We start from the raw sequence: 14,668 nt of genomic DNA on the forward strand, positions 1-14,668 counted from the left end.
TACACATAACTAGGCCGCACCATATTACGGTGGTGCGGCCTTTTTGTTGCGTCAAAGCCATATGCGCACAAAACCCCCTGCACGGCTTTGCGCAACCATGCTATAAGAGCAAAAAACAACGACAGCATTCGGCACGAGCAGGTTCCATGACTGACACAAATAAACTGACAGATGCCCAAGAGGCGCTACGCAAAACGATTATCGAAACTCCCGAACTGGTTTTGGAGGATCATGACGTGATGAGGGCTTTGGTCGCCGCAAACGATCGTGGGCAAGGCACGAATGTGGTTGATCTGCGCGGTGCTGCAATGGAGCGCCTTGAGGCACGTCTTGACCGGCTTGAAGACACCCATCGCAGTGTTATTGCCGCAGCTTATGAAAACCTTGCAGGCACCAACCAAGTGCAGCGCGCAATTTTGCGGATGCTAGACCCCACAGAATTTGAGACGTTTTTGCAAAACCTTGACGGCGAGGTCGCTGAAATTCTGCGCGTAGATTGTGTCCGCCTTGTTCTTGAAAGCAGCCAATCTGACAGCACAGTAGCCGCGCAAACACTTGCAGATGTCTTAAGCGTCCATGAAGCGGGCTTTATCGAAGACTATGTGACAGCCGGCAAAGGTGGTGAAAGCCGTGCTGTTTCCCTGCGCCAAGTCAGCCCTAAAAGTGCGGCCGTATATGGCGATAAGCACGAGTGGATCCGTTCTGAGGCTTGCATAAAGCTGGACCTTGGAAAAGATCGCCTCGGAGGAATGTTGGTGATGGGCGCGGAACATCCACATATGTTCAAACCACAGCAAGGTACTGATTTGCTTGCGTTCTTTGGTGGTGTTTTTGAGCGTGCTCTACGCCGCTGGCTCGCGTGACCCAAGAAAAACCAACCCTTGGCGTTCAAATCAGTCCGGCGGCGACGGATGCCCTTGCGACGTTTCTAAGCCAAATGACAGCGCTGCGAGGTGCTGCCAAGAACACAACCGAAGCATACCAAACGGACATCCTTGGCTTTCTGACTTTCATCACCCAGCACACACCCGCACCACAAGGCTTAAACGCGCTAAAGGAAATCACTGTGCAAGACATGCGCGCGTGGATGGCGTTTGAACGCGGGCGCGGCGTTGGTGCGCGCTCGCTGGCGCGGTCGTTATCTGCGGTGAAGTCTTTTTATGCTTGGCTGGCCGAGCGCGAGGGGTTTGAACCTACCGCCCTTCTATCAACCCGCGCGCCCAAATTTCAAAACAAATTACCCCGCCCGTTGACCAAAGACGCGGCTGTCAAAGTTCTGGATAATCTCGAGGTTCAGGCAACCGAGGCTTGGATCGGGGCGCGGGATGTGGCGGTTGTTACGCTGCTTTACGGCTGTGGTCTGCGTATTTCAGAGGCTCTTGGGCTCAAGGGACGCGACGCACCGCTTGCAGATGTTTTGCGCATCAAAGGTAAGGGCGGCAAAGAACGCATTGTCCCTGTGATAAGCGCTGCACGTGAGGCCGTTGACGCCTACATAACGCTCTGTCCCCACCCATCTGAACCTGACATGGCGCTGTTTCGGGGCGCGCGCGGGGGTGCGCTTAATCCACGGCTCATTCAAAAAGTAATGGAACGCTCAAGGCTTCAACTTGGCCTTCCGGCCACCGCAACTCCGCACGCCATGCGACATTCGTTTGCGACCCACTTGCTTGGTGCCGGTGGAGATTTGCGCGCCATTCAAGAACTGCTTGGGCATGCATCCCTTTCAACAACCCAAGCCTACACCGCAGTCGACACTGCGCATTTGATGGACGTTTACGAGCGCGCGCACCCGCGACGGTGAGAAGGCGTTAAGAAAGCTTTGCAATTTAGAAAAAAACGATTAGCACCACCGAATGTCGATTAAAAATAAAGCTCTCGCTGTTCACCTGTTCACCGCCACTGGCGCTGTTTTCGCAATGCTCGCTATGCTTGAGGCCGTTAAGGGCGATTGGCCAATGATGTTCTTATGGCTGGTTGTCGCCTTTTTTGTAGATGGCATCGACGGCCCGCTTGCCCGTAAATATGACGTGAAAACAAACGCTCCCTTGTTTGATGGGGTGCTGCTGGACTTGATCATTGACTACCTGACGTATGTGTTCATTCCGGCATTTGCGCTGTTCACATCAGGTTTGCTCGAGGGGTGGACCGGCTGGGCCACAATCATCGTGATTACGTTCACATCGGCGCTTTATTTCTGTGATACGCGCATGAAAACTAAAGACAATTCATTCTCGGGATTTCCAGGGTGCTGGAACATGGCTGTGCTTGTTTTCTTCGCGCTGCAACCGGGTCACTGGGTCATCTTGGCCGCAGTCGTTGTGCTGGCAATCGCCATGTTCGCCCCTGTAAAATTCGTCCACCCTGTACGCACACAGCGTTGGCGTACACTCACGCTACCTACGGCACTGGCGTGGACGTTCTTTGCAGGATGGGCCGCTTGGGTACAGTTTGATTTGCAGCCCGTCGTTTACTGGGGCTTGATCCTGACGACGCTATATCTGCTTTTTGCCGGTGCGGTGCAGCAGGTTACCGAAAAAGACACCATGTAAATGCGCCACTGACTTCAGCGGCATTGGACACGAAAAAACGGCGGCCCTATGAAAGCCGCCGTTTGTCATTTCTGATAACAGAAACAAACGCGGCTGAAGGTATTTCAGCCGCGTCAGTCATTAGTTCATTGTGAAAAACTTGAACTTGGGATCATCCTCAGGGGACACTTCTGTGACAACTGCATCACTCATACCCCAGTTCAACACTTGGTGGTGGATGGGGATGTACTGCTGGTTTTCCTGAACCACGGCCCAAATATCGGCAATGGTTTGGTTGCGCTTGGCAAGGTCAGTTTCAGACGCAAGGGATACAACTTTTGCATCAATCGCCGCATCAGAGAACCCTGTGTTGTTCCAAGAACCACGATCGCCAGAACGTGAGTGTGTCAGGAAGTTGAAGACATATTCGGAATCGTATGTCGGAACGCCCCAACCCAGCATGTAGAACTCTGTCTCGCCGTTTTGGATCAGCGGGAAGTGCTGTGCTTTGGGTTTCGCATCAAGGTTAACTGTAATGCCGATTTGGGCCAGCATACCAACTGACGCCTGACAGATGCCTTCGTCGTTCACATAGCGGTCATTCGGGCAATCCAGTTGGATGGAGAAACCATCTGCATAACCAGCTTCTGCCATCAACGCTTTTGCGCCTTCAACGTCCGTCGCCGATGAACCATCCATCTCAGCAGTCCAACCATTAACGAATGGCGGTGCAATCATGCCTGCTGGCTGTGACTGACCACGCATAACGACCTGTTTGATCGCATCGCGGTTGATCGCCATGGACATCGCACGGCGAACGCGAACATCAGCCAGCGGGTTTGCCCCCTCTACGTTGTCGTTTTCCAGATCCGCTTTGCCTTGATCCATACCAAAGAAAATCACGCGGTTTTGCGGCGCTGTTTTCACGCTCAGGCCATCTGATGAATCAACACGGCCCAAGTCCTGTACCGGCACGTCTTGGATAAAGTCGACCTCACCTGACAAAAGTGCTGCAACACGTGTCGCGGCGTTTTGGATTGGTGTGTAGACAATCTCAGTTACTTCCAGTGGGAACTCACCTGCGCCCCAATAGCCATCGCGCTTTTTCAAGACGGTTTTGACGTCAGGCTCGCGGCTTTCAAGAGTGTATGGGCCTGTGCCCATCGCATTTGTTGCGGCAAATGTTGTCTCGCCGTTGGCGATGTCTTGCACATTCACAACACCGTTCGCTTCAGTCCAGCCTTTGTCCATGATGAACAGGTTGGTGAAGTTGTTGGGCAGGATCGGGTTTGGACCATCGGTGACGAATTCAACGGTCATGTCGTCTACTGCGCGCACTTCCACGATGGAAGTCAGCAGCTCTTTCATGGCTGACTTTTCGGATTTTGCACGCTCGAAGCTGAACACAACATCTTCTGATGTGAATGCAGAGCCATCAGAGAAAGTCACGCCTTCGCGCAGCTTGAAGACCCAGACATTTGCGTCGCCTTCTTTAGGCGCCCACTCAGTTGCGAGGGCAGCCTGGAACGCGCCAGCTGTGTCACGAATGATCAGCGGTTCATAGATTTGGTGTGCCAACGTATGTGTTGGACCTTCGTTTTGCGCATGGGGGTCAAGCGTCAAGCTGTCGCCAGCACGCGCCCAACGCAGGCTCTCGGCTGAGGCCAGCGAGGTAGACGCCAAAAGAGTGGCCGCAAAAAGAGCGGTAGTCGTTTTCATGTAATTGTCTCCCATAGTTATCCGAGCATCAAATGACTTGGCGGCACAAATGGCAAGAGCCTTGTGGGTCCAAAATCAATCAAACAGAATGACGGCAATTCAAACTCACGAACTGTCGTAAATAGACTGGACAGAACGCAAGTTGCACGTTTTTGTGGCAATTATGAAAACGCCCCTGATTGATAACCTGCAGTATTGCAACTGGTCGCGCAGCATCTTTGAACAGATGCGTGAAGGCGGCGTTGATGCTGTTCATGTTACTATTGTTTATCACGAGTCGTTTCGTGAAATGGTTCTGCAACTTGAAGCATGGAACCGTTGGTTTGAGACCTGTGGCGATCTTATCATGCGCGGCACCACTGCCCAAGAAGTCACACGCGCAATGGAGACTGGCCGCACAGCGATTTTCTTTGGATTTCAAAACCCGTCGCCCATCGAAGATGACATTGGATTGATTGAGATTTGCCACCAACTTGGTGTGCGGTTCATGCAGCTGACGTATAACAATCAGTCGCTGCTTGCGACGGGCTGCTATGAGGATGAAGATACGGGCCTGACCCGCTTTGGTAAACAGGCCATTGCCGAAATGAACCGCGTTGGCTTGGTTGTCGACATGTCGCACAGCGCTGATCGCTCAACTCTTGAGGCGATTGATCATTCGACCCGCCCGATCGCGATTACCCACGCAAACCCCGCTTGGTGGCATGCGGCAAAACGCAACAAGTCCCACGAGGTTCTCAGCGCGCTCACCTCTGCTGGTGGCATGTTGGGCTTTTCGATCTATCCCCACCACCTCAGCGGCGGCCCGGCATGTACGCTTGAAAGTTTCTGCCAAATGATCGCAGAAGCTGCCTCAAAATATGGTGCCGAGCATTTGGGCATCGGAACAGATCTATGCCAAGATCAACCTGACAGCGTTGTCGAGTGGATGCGTGTAGGACGATGGTCGAAGGTCATTGACTATGGTGAGGGAAGTGCCACCGATGCAGGTTTCCCCCCAATGCCCACATGGTTCAAAGACAACAGAGACTTCGACAACATTCGCCAAGGATTGCTTGCTACGGGTATGACAACCGGCGAAGTGGACGGCATTATGGGCGCGAATTGGCATCGTTTTTATGCTGACGCGTTTGGACCTGCATGAAGGATTTTGCACCCCCACCACAGGCTAAGCTGCGCCCCGCATCGGACGTGATGCGCCTGCGTCGTTTGGGTGCATCATTCCCCACAAGGTTATCTTTTTTGCGCACGTTGTTGCGCAGGCTTTCGTCAGAAAATGCAACTGTCACCTGCCCTGTCTGGGAGATAAGCGCGGATGGATACGGCCACGCGGTCATTAGCGTACCGCTTGGCGGGCACGTATACTCCCTCGTTGCTGTCAGCACTGAACTTGATCCGGATGCACGCACCGACCGCGTAATTGCAACGGCGTGGGACACAGCATTTGTCCTTTATGACGGCATCCCACCCCAAGCCGAAATTGATCGCATCGTGGCTACAGCGCCCCATCAGGAAGCCTCGCGCTTCACCGCTTCTGATTTAGTTTTGAGCCGTGCGAATAAATCTGTGCGGCTTTGGTCGCATGTGGTTGAACGCCTTCAGGCAGGTCTGCAGCCAGATGAGCATATAGTTCGCGAGACAGGTTATTTGATGCGCACAACGGCCGTATACGGAAACGGTAAATTCGGGATCGCAGACCGCGCTGACATAGCGGAACGCGATGGGCTTTCAGGTCCGTTCCAAGCAGAAATGCTCACTGTTTGGCTGATCCGACATTTCACGCATCTGTTGGTCGAACATGTGGGCCAAGCCCCCCTTGATCCGCATCTTAAACGTCACCTTGGGATCGGTAATTCCACAGGGCTTGGGATGGCCCCATTTTTGGTCACCCACCCTGTTTTGTTGAACAATTGGATTATGGTCCGCGAGACAGCATTGGCCCGTATCAGAGCATTAGAAGAGCTGCCCAACGGTGCAGCCTCAACGTTGCAAAACCTTGCCAAGCGCGCCGCAAAGCATCTTTCAGAATGGATTGTGCCCGATGCTATCGCCGCAACGCGCATATCGACCCTGCAAGCAGAATGGGAAGCGATTGTTGGCTACCTTAATAGCGAAGCATGGCATGAAGCCGCCGAAAAACCCTTTCCGATAGAGGCGCTTTTACAGCAGGCCGAAGACCTATCAGAGGACGCGCAAGAATTGCTCTACTCTATGATAATCGAGCCGTTTGGTGAATTGGTAGACGGGCTGGAAGAGTGCATGGCCGACCCGTTTGGCGCGCCCCGGCTAACCCCATGCGACACCTCAGAGCTACACGCCTTGATCAATCGGGACTGGGCTTGGGCAACTTCGCGCGACTACAGCGCACGGGACGAATGTGCACAGTTTTGGTACGTATCAGAAGAAAAGTTAGAACCCCGTCTTGGCAACCGTCACGAAGAAGATGGCGCGGAGCTTGAAAGCCCTCTTGATATTGCGCGCCGCGTTGCGGCTTTGGCCAAAGACCTTCCTGCGTCCGGCTCATTGACTGCGTTTTTGGCTACACACCCAGAACACCGCTTTGCTGCCGAACGTGTGCAATGTCTGGACAAGCATCCTTATTCCGAAATCCGCGATAACCTGATCGCCGACACATGCCTGCCAATTGATATGCTGCGGTGTAAGTTATCATTTTTCGGGGCCTCCAAATTTGATCCGAAGTCTGACCGCTGGACCCGCGTGACGCTTTACCAAGGAGCGCCGCTTGCAAATGAACTTAGTGCTGCTGATGACTGGTGGCTGCCAACATTTGGATCATGAGCACTTCCTCAAAATCAGCAAATGAAGCAAGCATGTTGCTTCAAAAAGCCGCCCGCGGTGCAGGGTTTGGCGTCGCTCAAGCCCGTGATTTTGGCATCGCAGCGGCCCTCCATCTCTACGCGTCACGAAGCGAAGGCGACTTGATCGACGCATTGACCCATTCCGTTGGCCCAATCACAACGCTGCCCGCCATGATGGACGATCTACTTGACCCCACATCGGATGGATGTGGCGTCTTTACGGGACTGGCGCTTAGCTATTTTCAAACAGCAACAGCGCGTCCTGCGATCGGGCGTATTGTTATGTCTTACGGGCTCAACGCGCACCTCAATACGCTGGCCGCAAAAACATATGTCCCCGCAAGCGATGCATCACGGCTGGCGGGTGCAGGCGCAGGCTTGACCGACAACGACTAAGCTGGTGCGCGACGAATAGTCTTTGCTCCGTAAAATTGGCTCCATACAAAAAGGGCGCACCAGACGGCGCGCCCCTTTTTAGACTACCTTGAGCGACCTCAACTTACTCAGCCGCGTCGCGGTAAGGGGCTGCGCCACCGTATGGCACGTTGACACCGCCGTATCGGCGCACCCGCACGTTGCACTGTTCGGCGTGCCCAACAAACCCTTCCATCATGCACAGGCGGCTGCCGTATTCGCCCACAAGGGTCGCAGATTCGTCTGTCAGGACACGCTGGTAGCTGTGTGTTTTCAGGAACTTACCAACCCAAAGACCACCAGTATAGCGACCCGCCTTCTTGGTCGGCAGCGTGTGGTTTGTACCGATTACTTTATCACCATTTGCAACGTTTGTGCGGGGTCCAAGGAAAAGCGCGCCGTAGCTGGTCATGTTTTCAAGGAACCATTCATCACGGTCGGTCATGACTTGGATGTGCTCGGAACAAATCTCTTCAGAGACTTTCAACATCTCATCGTAGCTGTCGCACAAAATGACCTCGCCGTACTCTTCCCAGCTCACGCGTGCCGTGTCGCGTGTTGGCAAAATTTCGAGCAAACGCTCAATCTCAACTAGTGTTTCTTCGGCTAGTTTACGGCTGTTTGTGATCAAAACTGCAGGGCTGTTGTAACCATGTTCCGCCTGACCCAAAATATCCGTGGCCACAATTTCTGCGTCTACGGTGTCATCAGCAATCACGCAGGTTTCAGTTGGGCCTGCAAACAGATCGATGCCCACTTTACCAAACACCTGACGCTTAGCTTCCGCCACAAATTTATTGCCAGGGCCTACGATCATGTCGCAAGGCTTCACACTTTCGGTACCGATGGCCATAGCGGCGACGGCCTGAATACCACCCAAAATCATGATTTCATCAGCGCCGGCCAAATGCATCGCAGTCACAACAGCTGGGTGGGGCTCACCATTTACGGGCGGGCTTGACGCCACAACGCGCGGCACGCCCGCCACTTTAGCCGTCAGAACGGACATATGCGCAGACGCGATCATGGGAAATTTGCCACCGGGCACATAGCAACCCGCGGATTGCACCGGAATGTTTTTGTGTCCTAGCACAACACCCGGCATCGTTTCGACCTCAACATCGGTCATTGAGGCGCGCTGAATTTCGGCAAAGTTACGAATTTGCGCTTGGGCAAACTTAATATCATCAATCTCGCGGCTGGTCAGTTTTGACATGGCTGCTTCGATTTCAGATTGGCTCAGGGCAAAACGTTCCGGTGAATAGTTGTCAAACTTGACGGACAAATCGCGCACCGCCGCATCACCGCGTGCTTCGACATCGGACAATATGCCCTCAACGATGTCACGGGTCTGTTTATCATCAGCCGCTACGTCTTCTGCTGATTTGCCGCGCTTAAGATATTCAGCCATTTTAGGTCCCCCAATTTGGTTGGCGTCATGTCACCTTTCGCGTGACAATAGAGCGTTCCGCCCGTGGCTCAAGCAGTTTTTGCAAAGGTATGCAAAGCAGTGTGCAGCCAAGCATTTAGGGGGCGCGTAACGGGCTCATTCAATCTACGCAGTCTTGAAGTTGCAGAATCACAAGCCGGCAAGACCCAATACGTCTTCGATTTGTTGCTCAATAATTTTGAGACAATCATCATCGCTGAACGAATGGTTTTTGCCGCGGACCAGCATCAGCCGAACGTCTTCACAGCTTACATGGTCGAGTAAACCAAGTGCAGTTTCCCGGGTGACTGATGCATCTTCGGTGCCTTGAACCATGCGCAGTACGAATGGTAATTCCACAGGCTGCCGCATCACCAGATTATTTCGGCCATCTTCGATCAGGCGTTTGGTAATCGGGTATGGCGCGCCATAATCAGACGGGACATGCACGACACCTTCGCGGTCAAGGGTCTCACGGGTTGGCGCATCAAAGCTTGCGAAAAAGCCGTCCTCGGTAAAATCAGGGGCCGCCGCGATGGTAACCATACCCGCCACATCCACCAAACCTGCGCGCGCAATCAGAAACGAAATCCAGCCCCCCATTGATGAACCAACAAGGACAACAGGACCCGAACTGACATGGGCGATCAAACCCTCAGCGTCAGCGTACCAATCACCGATTGCCCCATCAACAAATGCGCCCTCGGATACACCGTGCCCTGAATAATCAAAGCGTAAGAACGCGCGGCCTGAGCGTGCTGCCCATTCTTGCAAATAAACGGCTTTGCTGCCTGACATATCAGACATGAAGCCGCCCAAGAACACGACCAAAGGCCCTTTGCCTTCGGTCAGGTGGTAGGCAATTTTGCGACCCGTGGGGGCCTGCCAAACAGACGGCTTAGTCACAGACCAAAACTCCGGACAGCGGGTCAATCAACGGCTCCAGATAGGCCCCGTCACTCCCACGGCGGCTGACCGAATAGCACCCATTAGGCGATTTATAGAGCGATGACGCGCCAACACCCTCAGGAAGCGCACGTACGGCTTTTTTGGATATACTCGCCGGTGTGCTTGGGGATGTCCCTGCGACACTACCCGAGGTTTCGCCACAAGCTGTAAGGCCAAGGCACAGACCGAATGCGACTGCACCCTTCACCATGTTATGGCTTAAAATCTTATTCATCGCACAGCGCCCCAACTCATTTTCATACGCCTAGGCTAAGACTTTCCCGCGTAAGTTCAACCGCAAGCAGGCGCATAATGCGATTAAACCAAAAGCGCATTTGGATTATCTTGTGACTATATTGTCACCTGTATGTCCTAAGCGTATCCACTACAAATGGACAACATATTCAAAGCCATCGCTGACCCCTCACGCCGTGCACTGCTGCACGCACTTCTTGATCAAGACGGTCAAACGCTTACCGCGCTTGAAGAACGCCTTGATATGACCCGTTTCGGCGTGATGAAACACCTTAAAGTTTTGACAGCAGCGGGCCTTATCCAGACCCAAAAGCAAGGGCGGTTCAAGTATCACACCCTTACCCCATTGGCGCTTCTTGATGCGCTTGATACGTGGCTTGATCCGATGCGCATTCATCCAGCCGTTCGTGATGTCATGACCCTTAAACCACATCTGGCCGATGCCGCGCTGCCCGATCACACGCCTGATTTTGAGATGTCTTGCACACTTACAGCAGCGCCTAAGCGGGTCTGGCAAGCGCTGACAAATCCAGATGAAATTCCGCATTACCACTTCATCACAGGCCAAGTTTTGCGCGACAGCGCACGACTGGCCCACCACGCGAGTGACGGGGCGACCTTGCTTGAAACGATTGACCTAAACGTTGATCCTGAGCGCCGGCTTGAGCAGTCTTTCCGCCCGCTTTGGGGTGGCGAGACGCAGACATCGCTGTTGGCATTTACGCTTCGGGACGCGGGAGGTCACACACGGCTTACGATTGCGCACGATAAGCTGGGCACGTCAGACACCGCGATGCCCGAAGCGTGGGCGCGGTATATCACCAACCTGAATGCCTTTCTTACCCACGGCACTTCACAATTCGCGACGTGACGTAGGGCAGCCTAAGTTTATTCAAACGCTGCGCCCGTCCCATTGCAGTCCGCTCACAACGGGTTAGGTCTTGGACTGAGATCATCACCGGCCAACCGGCTGGTCACAATTCCAAGAGGTCGCACATGAGTTACACGCCCCCAAAAGTCTGGACATGGGACAGCGCATCTGGAGGCAAATTTGCCTCAATCAACCGCCCCATCGCGGGCCCTACACACTTCGCAGATTTGCCAAGTGACGTACATCCGCTGCAACTTCACTCACTAGCAACACCAAACGGCGTCAAAGTCACAGTGATGCTCGAAGAGCTGTTGGCCGCAGGTCACACTGGCGCTGAGTACGACGCGTGGTTGATTAACATCCAAGAAGGCCATCAATTCTCTACCGGGTTTGTCGACGTTAATCCCAATTCAAAAATTCCCGCGCTTTTTGACAAAGACACTGGCGTGCGCGTGTTCGAGTCCGGTGCGATCCTTTTGTATCTGGCAGAGAAATTTAATGCGTTCCTCCCAAAAGATATCGAGGCACGGACCGAGACGTTGAACTGGCTCTTTTGGCTGCAAGGTTCCGCGCCCTATTTGGGCGGCGGCTTTGGCCACTTTTTCGCCTACGCACCTGAAAAATTCGAATACGCCATCAACCGCTTCACGATGGAAGCTAAACGCCAACTCGACGTGCTAGAACGTAACCTTGAAGACCGTGAATATTTGGCAGGCGATGAATACACGATCGCGGATATTGCAACGGTTCCGTGGTACGGCGCAGTGGTCAAAGACTTGGTTTATCCCGGCGCACAGAAGTTTCTGGATGCGGCAAGCTATACCAATGTGACCCGTTGGGCAGAAAACATCATGGCGCGCCCTGCCTATGTGCGTGGCAACAAAGTAAATCGTGCGTGGGGTGAGCCCGAAAACCAATTGCATGAGCGCCATGATGCCTCAGATTTTAGCACGAAAACTCAAGACAAGCTTGCAAAAGACTAGCTGACAACACGTTTCTGCGCTGCGCCAGCTGTAGTCTTGACGCGGCGCGGCGCACGCCCCCTTCGCACGGTCGAAACCTGCGCTTGACGAGTTTCGCAACAAACGGCACAACGGTGCCGAACCCCACCCGCAACCGCGCGCTTTTGTAGGCGCGAAACTGACGAAAGGGCACGCCAATGAGCGCCCAAACCACCCTCACCCTCCCCGATGGATCACAGCGCAGCTACGACGCAGGCGTCACACCCGCCGAAGTTGCGACATCCATCGCCACAAGCCTTGGCAAAAAGGCTATTTCCGCAACTGTCGACGACCAACACTGGGACCTACAATGGCCCATAAACACCGACGCGGCGATTGCCATCAACACCATGAAAGACGCCGAGCTTGCGCTTGAGTTGATCCGTCACGATCTGGCGCACATCATGGCGCGCGCAGTTCAAGAAATTTGGCCAAACGTCAAAGTCACAATCGGGCCAGTTATCGACAACGGCTGGTATTATGATTTTGACCGCAAAGAACCTTTCACACCCGAAGATCTGGGTGCCATAGAAAAGAAGATGAAAGAGATCATCAACTTGCGGGACGCAGTGCGCACCGAAGTCTGGGAGCGCGACGTTGCGATCAAACATTACGAAGATCGCGGTGAGCCTTACAAAGTTGAATTGATCGAAGCGATCCCGGGCGATGAGCCGCTTCGGATGTATTGGCACGGCGACTGGCAAGACCTATGCCGTGGCCCGCACTTGCAACACACAGGTCAAGTTCCCGCAGATGCGTTCAAATTGATGTCTGTGGCGGGCGCCTACTGGCGCGGCGACAGCGACCGCGCAATGCTGCAACGTATCTACGGCGTGGCATTCCAGAACAAAGAGGACCTGCGTAAATACCTCAACATGCTTGAGGAGGCCGCAAAGCGCGATCACCGTAAACTGGGCCGCGAGATGGACTTGTTCCACATGCAAGAGGAAGCGCCAGGTCAGGTTTTCTGGCACCCCAACGGCTGGACGGTGTACACACTGCTGCAGGACTATATGCGCCGCAAACAGCGTGGCGGCGGCTACGTTGAAGTGAACACACCGCAAGTGGTTGACCGCAAACTGTGGGAAGCCTCAGGGCACTGGGACAAATACCAAGAGAACATGTTCATCGTTGAAGTCGACGAAGAACACGCCCGTGAAAAAGCGGTGAACGCACTGAAGCCAATGAACTGCCCGTGTCACGTACAGATCTTCAACCAAGGCCTGAAGTCATATCGCGACCTGCCACTTCGCATGGCAGAGTTTGGCAGCTGTAACCGTTACGAGCCTTCAGGCGCACTGCACGGCATCATGCGCGTGCGCGGTTTCACACAAGATGACGGGCACATCTTCTGTTCTGAGGACGACATCACGGCAGAGACCAAGAAGTTCATCGACTTTCTTGCTGAAATCTACGCCGACCTTGGGTTTACAGATTGGACAATCAAGCTCTCTACGCGCCCAGAAAAGCGGATCGGATCGGACGAAAGCTGGGACCGCGTTGAGGCCGCACTAGGTGACGCATGTCAAAACGCAGGCTACGCCTATGAACTTCTGGAGGGTGAAGGCGCATTTTACGGCCCGAAACTTGAGTTCACATTGACAGACGCCATTGGCCGCAACTGGCAATGCGGCACGCTGCAGGTTGACCCCAACTTACCCGAGCGGCTTGATGCAACTTTTGTTGGTTCTGACAACGAACGCCACCGCCCCGTTATGCTGCACCGCGCTGTTTTGGGCAGTTTTGAACGCTTCATCGGCATCTTGATCGAAGAGCACGCTGGCAAGCTGCCGTTCTGGTTGGCCCCTCGTCAAGTTGTTGTGGCGGCGATTATCTCGGATGCGAATGACTATGTATTGCAAAAAGTTGAGGAACTGCGCGCCGCTGGCATCCGCGCTGAAGCAGACATTCGCAATGAGAAAATCAACTACAAAGTGCGCGAACACAGCTTGGGTAAAGTGCCTGTGATCTTGGCGGTTGGCGCCCGCGAAGTTGAAGAAGGAACTGTCTCAATCCGCCGCCTCGGTGAAAAGCAGACGTCTGTGCAAAGTTTTGCAGAGACCCTTCCACAGCTTGCCCAAGACGCGACACCGCCCGATTTGCGGAACTGAAACATCTGTAGTCATTGCACAGAGATGTGCTAAATTTGACTACTGAAAATGTTACAAAGGCCGCCCCGTGTCCATGCACGGGGCGGCCTTTTGCTGTTTGTACTGACACAAACAGCCCAGATTGGCGCAAAAGCGCGGCCCAAACCATAACGTTAGATCCCGGCACCGTGCATCACGCGCCCGTGAGTGGCAACTTATCGCCTTCAAGCGCAATCTGAAGTCATTCCTGATGTTTTAGGGACCTTGACACACACTCTTGAAAGGACGTTCACATGTCGACAACAGCTAAATCACTTGCAGTAGCCGCTTCTATCGCAGCAGCGCTGACCTCTCACGCAACCGTTTCTGAAGCTGCTGGCGCAAAAGAGAAATGCTACGGCGTATCTCTTGCTGGCAAAAACGATTGCGCCGCAGGCCCTGGTACAACGTGCGCAGGCACCTCAACAGTTGATTATCAAGGCAACGCGTGGACACTTGTTGCAGCTGGCACATGCGACACTCTTGAAGTTGACGGCGACCGCATGGGGTCACTTGAGCCACTTGAGCATGACCTACCAGCATAATCTGATG

14 protein-coding genes are annotated in these 14,668 nt (G+C 53.7%); 10 read left to right on the forward strand and 4 right to left on the reverse strand.

The window, feature by feature from the left end; translation table 11 throughout:
- Positions 1–146: 146 nt before the first annotated feature.
- From ACTF5M_RS00470 to ACTF5M_RS00480, 3 genes are read left to right on the forward strand one after another with little or no spacing between them, the layout of a single operon-like run.
- Positions 147–863: a DUF484 family protein gene (locus ACTF5M_RS00470; protein ID WP_438959155.1), complete on the forward strand. Its 717-nt coding sequence runs from the start codon at positions 147–149 to the stop codon at positions 861–863.
- Positions 860–1,804, forward strand: coding sequence for a tyrosine recombinase XerC (locus ACTF5M_RS00475; RefSeq protein WP_438959156.1), 945 nt, complete (start codon positions 860–862; stop codon positions 1,802–1,804). The genes ACTF5M_RS00470 and ACTF5M_RS00475 overlap by 4 nt, the downstream gene beginning before the upstream one ends.
- A gap of 52 nt (positions 1,805–1,856) precedes the next feature.
- Positions 1,857–2,552 (forward strand): CDP-alcohol phosphatidyltransferase family protein, encoded by a 696-nt coding sequence (locus ACTF5M_RS00480; protein WP_438959157.1) that lies wholly within the window; start codon positions 1,857–1,859, stop codon positions 2,550–2,552.
- A 120-nt stretch (positions 2,553–2,672) separates the two neighbouring features.
- Here the strand turns inward: ACTF5M_RS00480 and ACTF5M_RS00485 are convergent, their stop codons facing one another.
- The gene (locus ACTF5M_RS00485) at positions 2,673–4,250 is read right to left on the reverse strand and encodes an ABC transporter substrate-binding protein (RefSeq protein WP_438959158.1); all 1,578 of its coding nucleotides are present in this window, start codon (positions 4,248–4,250) and stop codon (positions 2,673–2,675) included.
- 163 nt (positions 4,251–4,413) lie between these two features.
- Here ACTF5M_RS00485 and ACTF5M_RS00490 point away from each other — a divergent pair, with 163 nt between their 5' ends.
- Genes ACTF5M_RS00490 through ACTF5M_RS00500 form a run of 3 tightly spaced genes read left to right on the forward strand, consistent with a single transcriptional unit; the run spans position 4,414 to position 7,465 of the window.
- Positions 4,414–5,394 carry a membrane dipeptidase gene (locus tag ACTF5M_RS00490; RefSeq protein WP_438959159.1) on the forward strand — a complete coding sequence of 327 codons (981 nt, stop codon included), beginning with the start codon at positions 4,414–4,416 and terminating at the stop codon, positions 5,392–5,394.
- On the forward strand, positions 5,391–7,049 hold the full coding sequence (locus ACTF5M_RS00495) for a hypothetical protein (RefSeq protein ID WP_438959160.1): 1,659 nt from the start codon (positions 5,391–5,393) through the stop codon (positions 7,047–7,049). Before ACTF5M_RS00490 ends, ACTF5M_RS00495 begins: the two co-directional genes overlap by 4 nt.
- Positions 7,046–7,465: a hypothetical protein gene (locus ACTF5M_RS00500; RefSeq protein ID WP_438959161.1), complete on the forward strand. Its 420-nt coding sequence runs from the start codon at positions 7,046–7,048 to the stop codon at positions 7,463–7,465. The genes ACTF5M_RS00495 and ACTF5M_RS00500 overlap by 4 nt, the downstream gene beginning before the upstream one ends.
- Before the next feature lie 103 nt (positions 7,466–7,568).
- Here ACTF5M_RS00500 and hisD read toward each other — a convergent pair whose 3' ends face one another.
- From hisD to ACTF5M_RS00515, 3 genes are all read right to left on the reverse strand, one after another.
- Positions 7,569–8,894 carry a histidinol dehydrogenase gene (hisD, locus tag ACTF5M_RS00505; protein WP_438959162.1) on the reverse strand — a complete coding sequence of 442 codons (1,326 nt, stop codon included), beginning with the start codon at positions 8,892–8,894 and terminating at the stop codon, positions 7,569–7,571.
- A 168-nt stretch (positions 8,895–9,062) separates the two neighbouring features.
- Positions 9,063–9,818, reverse strand: a complete 756-nt coding sequence (locus ACTF5M_RS00510; RefSeq protein ID WP_438959163.1) for an alpha/beta hydrolase — start codon at positions 9,816–9,818, stop codon at positions 9,063–9,065.
- A complete protein-coding gene (locus tag ACTF5M_RS00515; protein WP_438959164.1) occupies positions 9,811–10,095 on the reverse strand; it encodes a hypothetical protein in 285 nt (94 codons plus the stop codon). Before ACTF5M_RS00515 ends, ACTF5M_RS00510 begins: the two co-directional genes overlap by 8 nt.
- A gap of 156 nt (positions 10,096–10,251) precedes the next feature.
- Between ACTF5M_RS00515 and ACTF5M_RS00520 the strand changes: the two genes are divergently transcribed.
- The 4 genes from ACTF5M_RS00520 to ACTF5M_RS00535 all read left to right on the forward strand — a co-directional run bounded on the left by ACTF5M_RS00520 (position 10,252) and on the right by ACTF5M_RS00535 (position 14,661).
- On the forward strand, positions 10,252–10,986 hold the full coding sequence (locus ACTF5M_RS00520) for an ArsR/SmtB family transcription factor (RefSeq protein ID WP_438959165.1): 735 nt from the start codon (positions 10,252–10,254) through the stop codon (positions 10,984–10,986).
- Between the two features lie 125 nt (positions 10,987–11,111).
- On the forward strand, positions 11,112–11,969 hold the full coding sequence (gene yghU, locus ACTF5M_RS00525; RefSeq protein WP_438959166.1) for a glutathione-dependent disulfide-bond oxidoreductase: 858 nt from the start codon (positions 11,112–11,114) through the stop codon (positions 11,967–11,969).
- A gap of 176 nt (positions 11,970–12,145) precedes the next feature.
- Positions 12,146–14,098 (forward strand): threonine--tRNA ligase, encoded by a 1,953-nt coding sequence (gene thrS / locus ACTF5M_RS00530; RefSeq protein ID WP_438959167.1) that lies wholly within the window; start codon positions 12,146–12,148, stop codon positions 14,096–14,098.
- A gap of 272 nt (positions 14,099–14,370) precedes the next feature.
- Positions 14,371–14,661, forward strand: a complete 291-nt coding sequence (locus ACTF5M_RS00535) for a BufA1 family periplasmic bufferin-type metallophore (RefSeq protein ID WP_438959168.1) — start codon at positions 14,371–14,373, stop codon at positions 14,659–14,661.
- Positions 14,662–14,668 lie beyond the last annotated feature (7 nt).

This window comes from Nereida sp. (genome assembly GCF_965655635.1).
Lineage (GTDB): Bacteria > Pseudomonadota > Alphaproteobacteria > Rhodobacterales > Rhodobacteraceae > Nereida.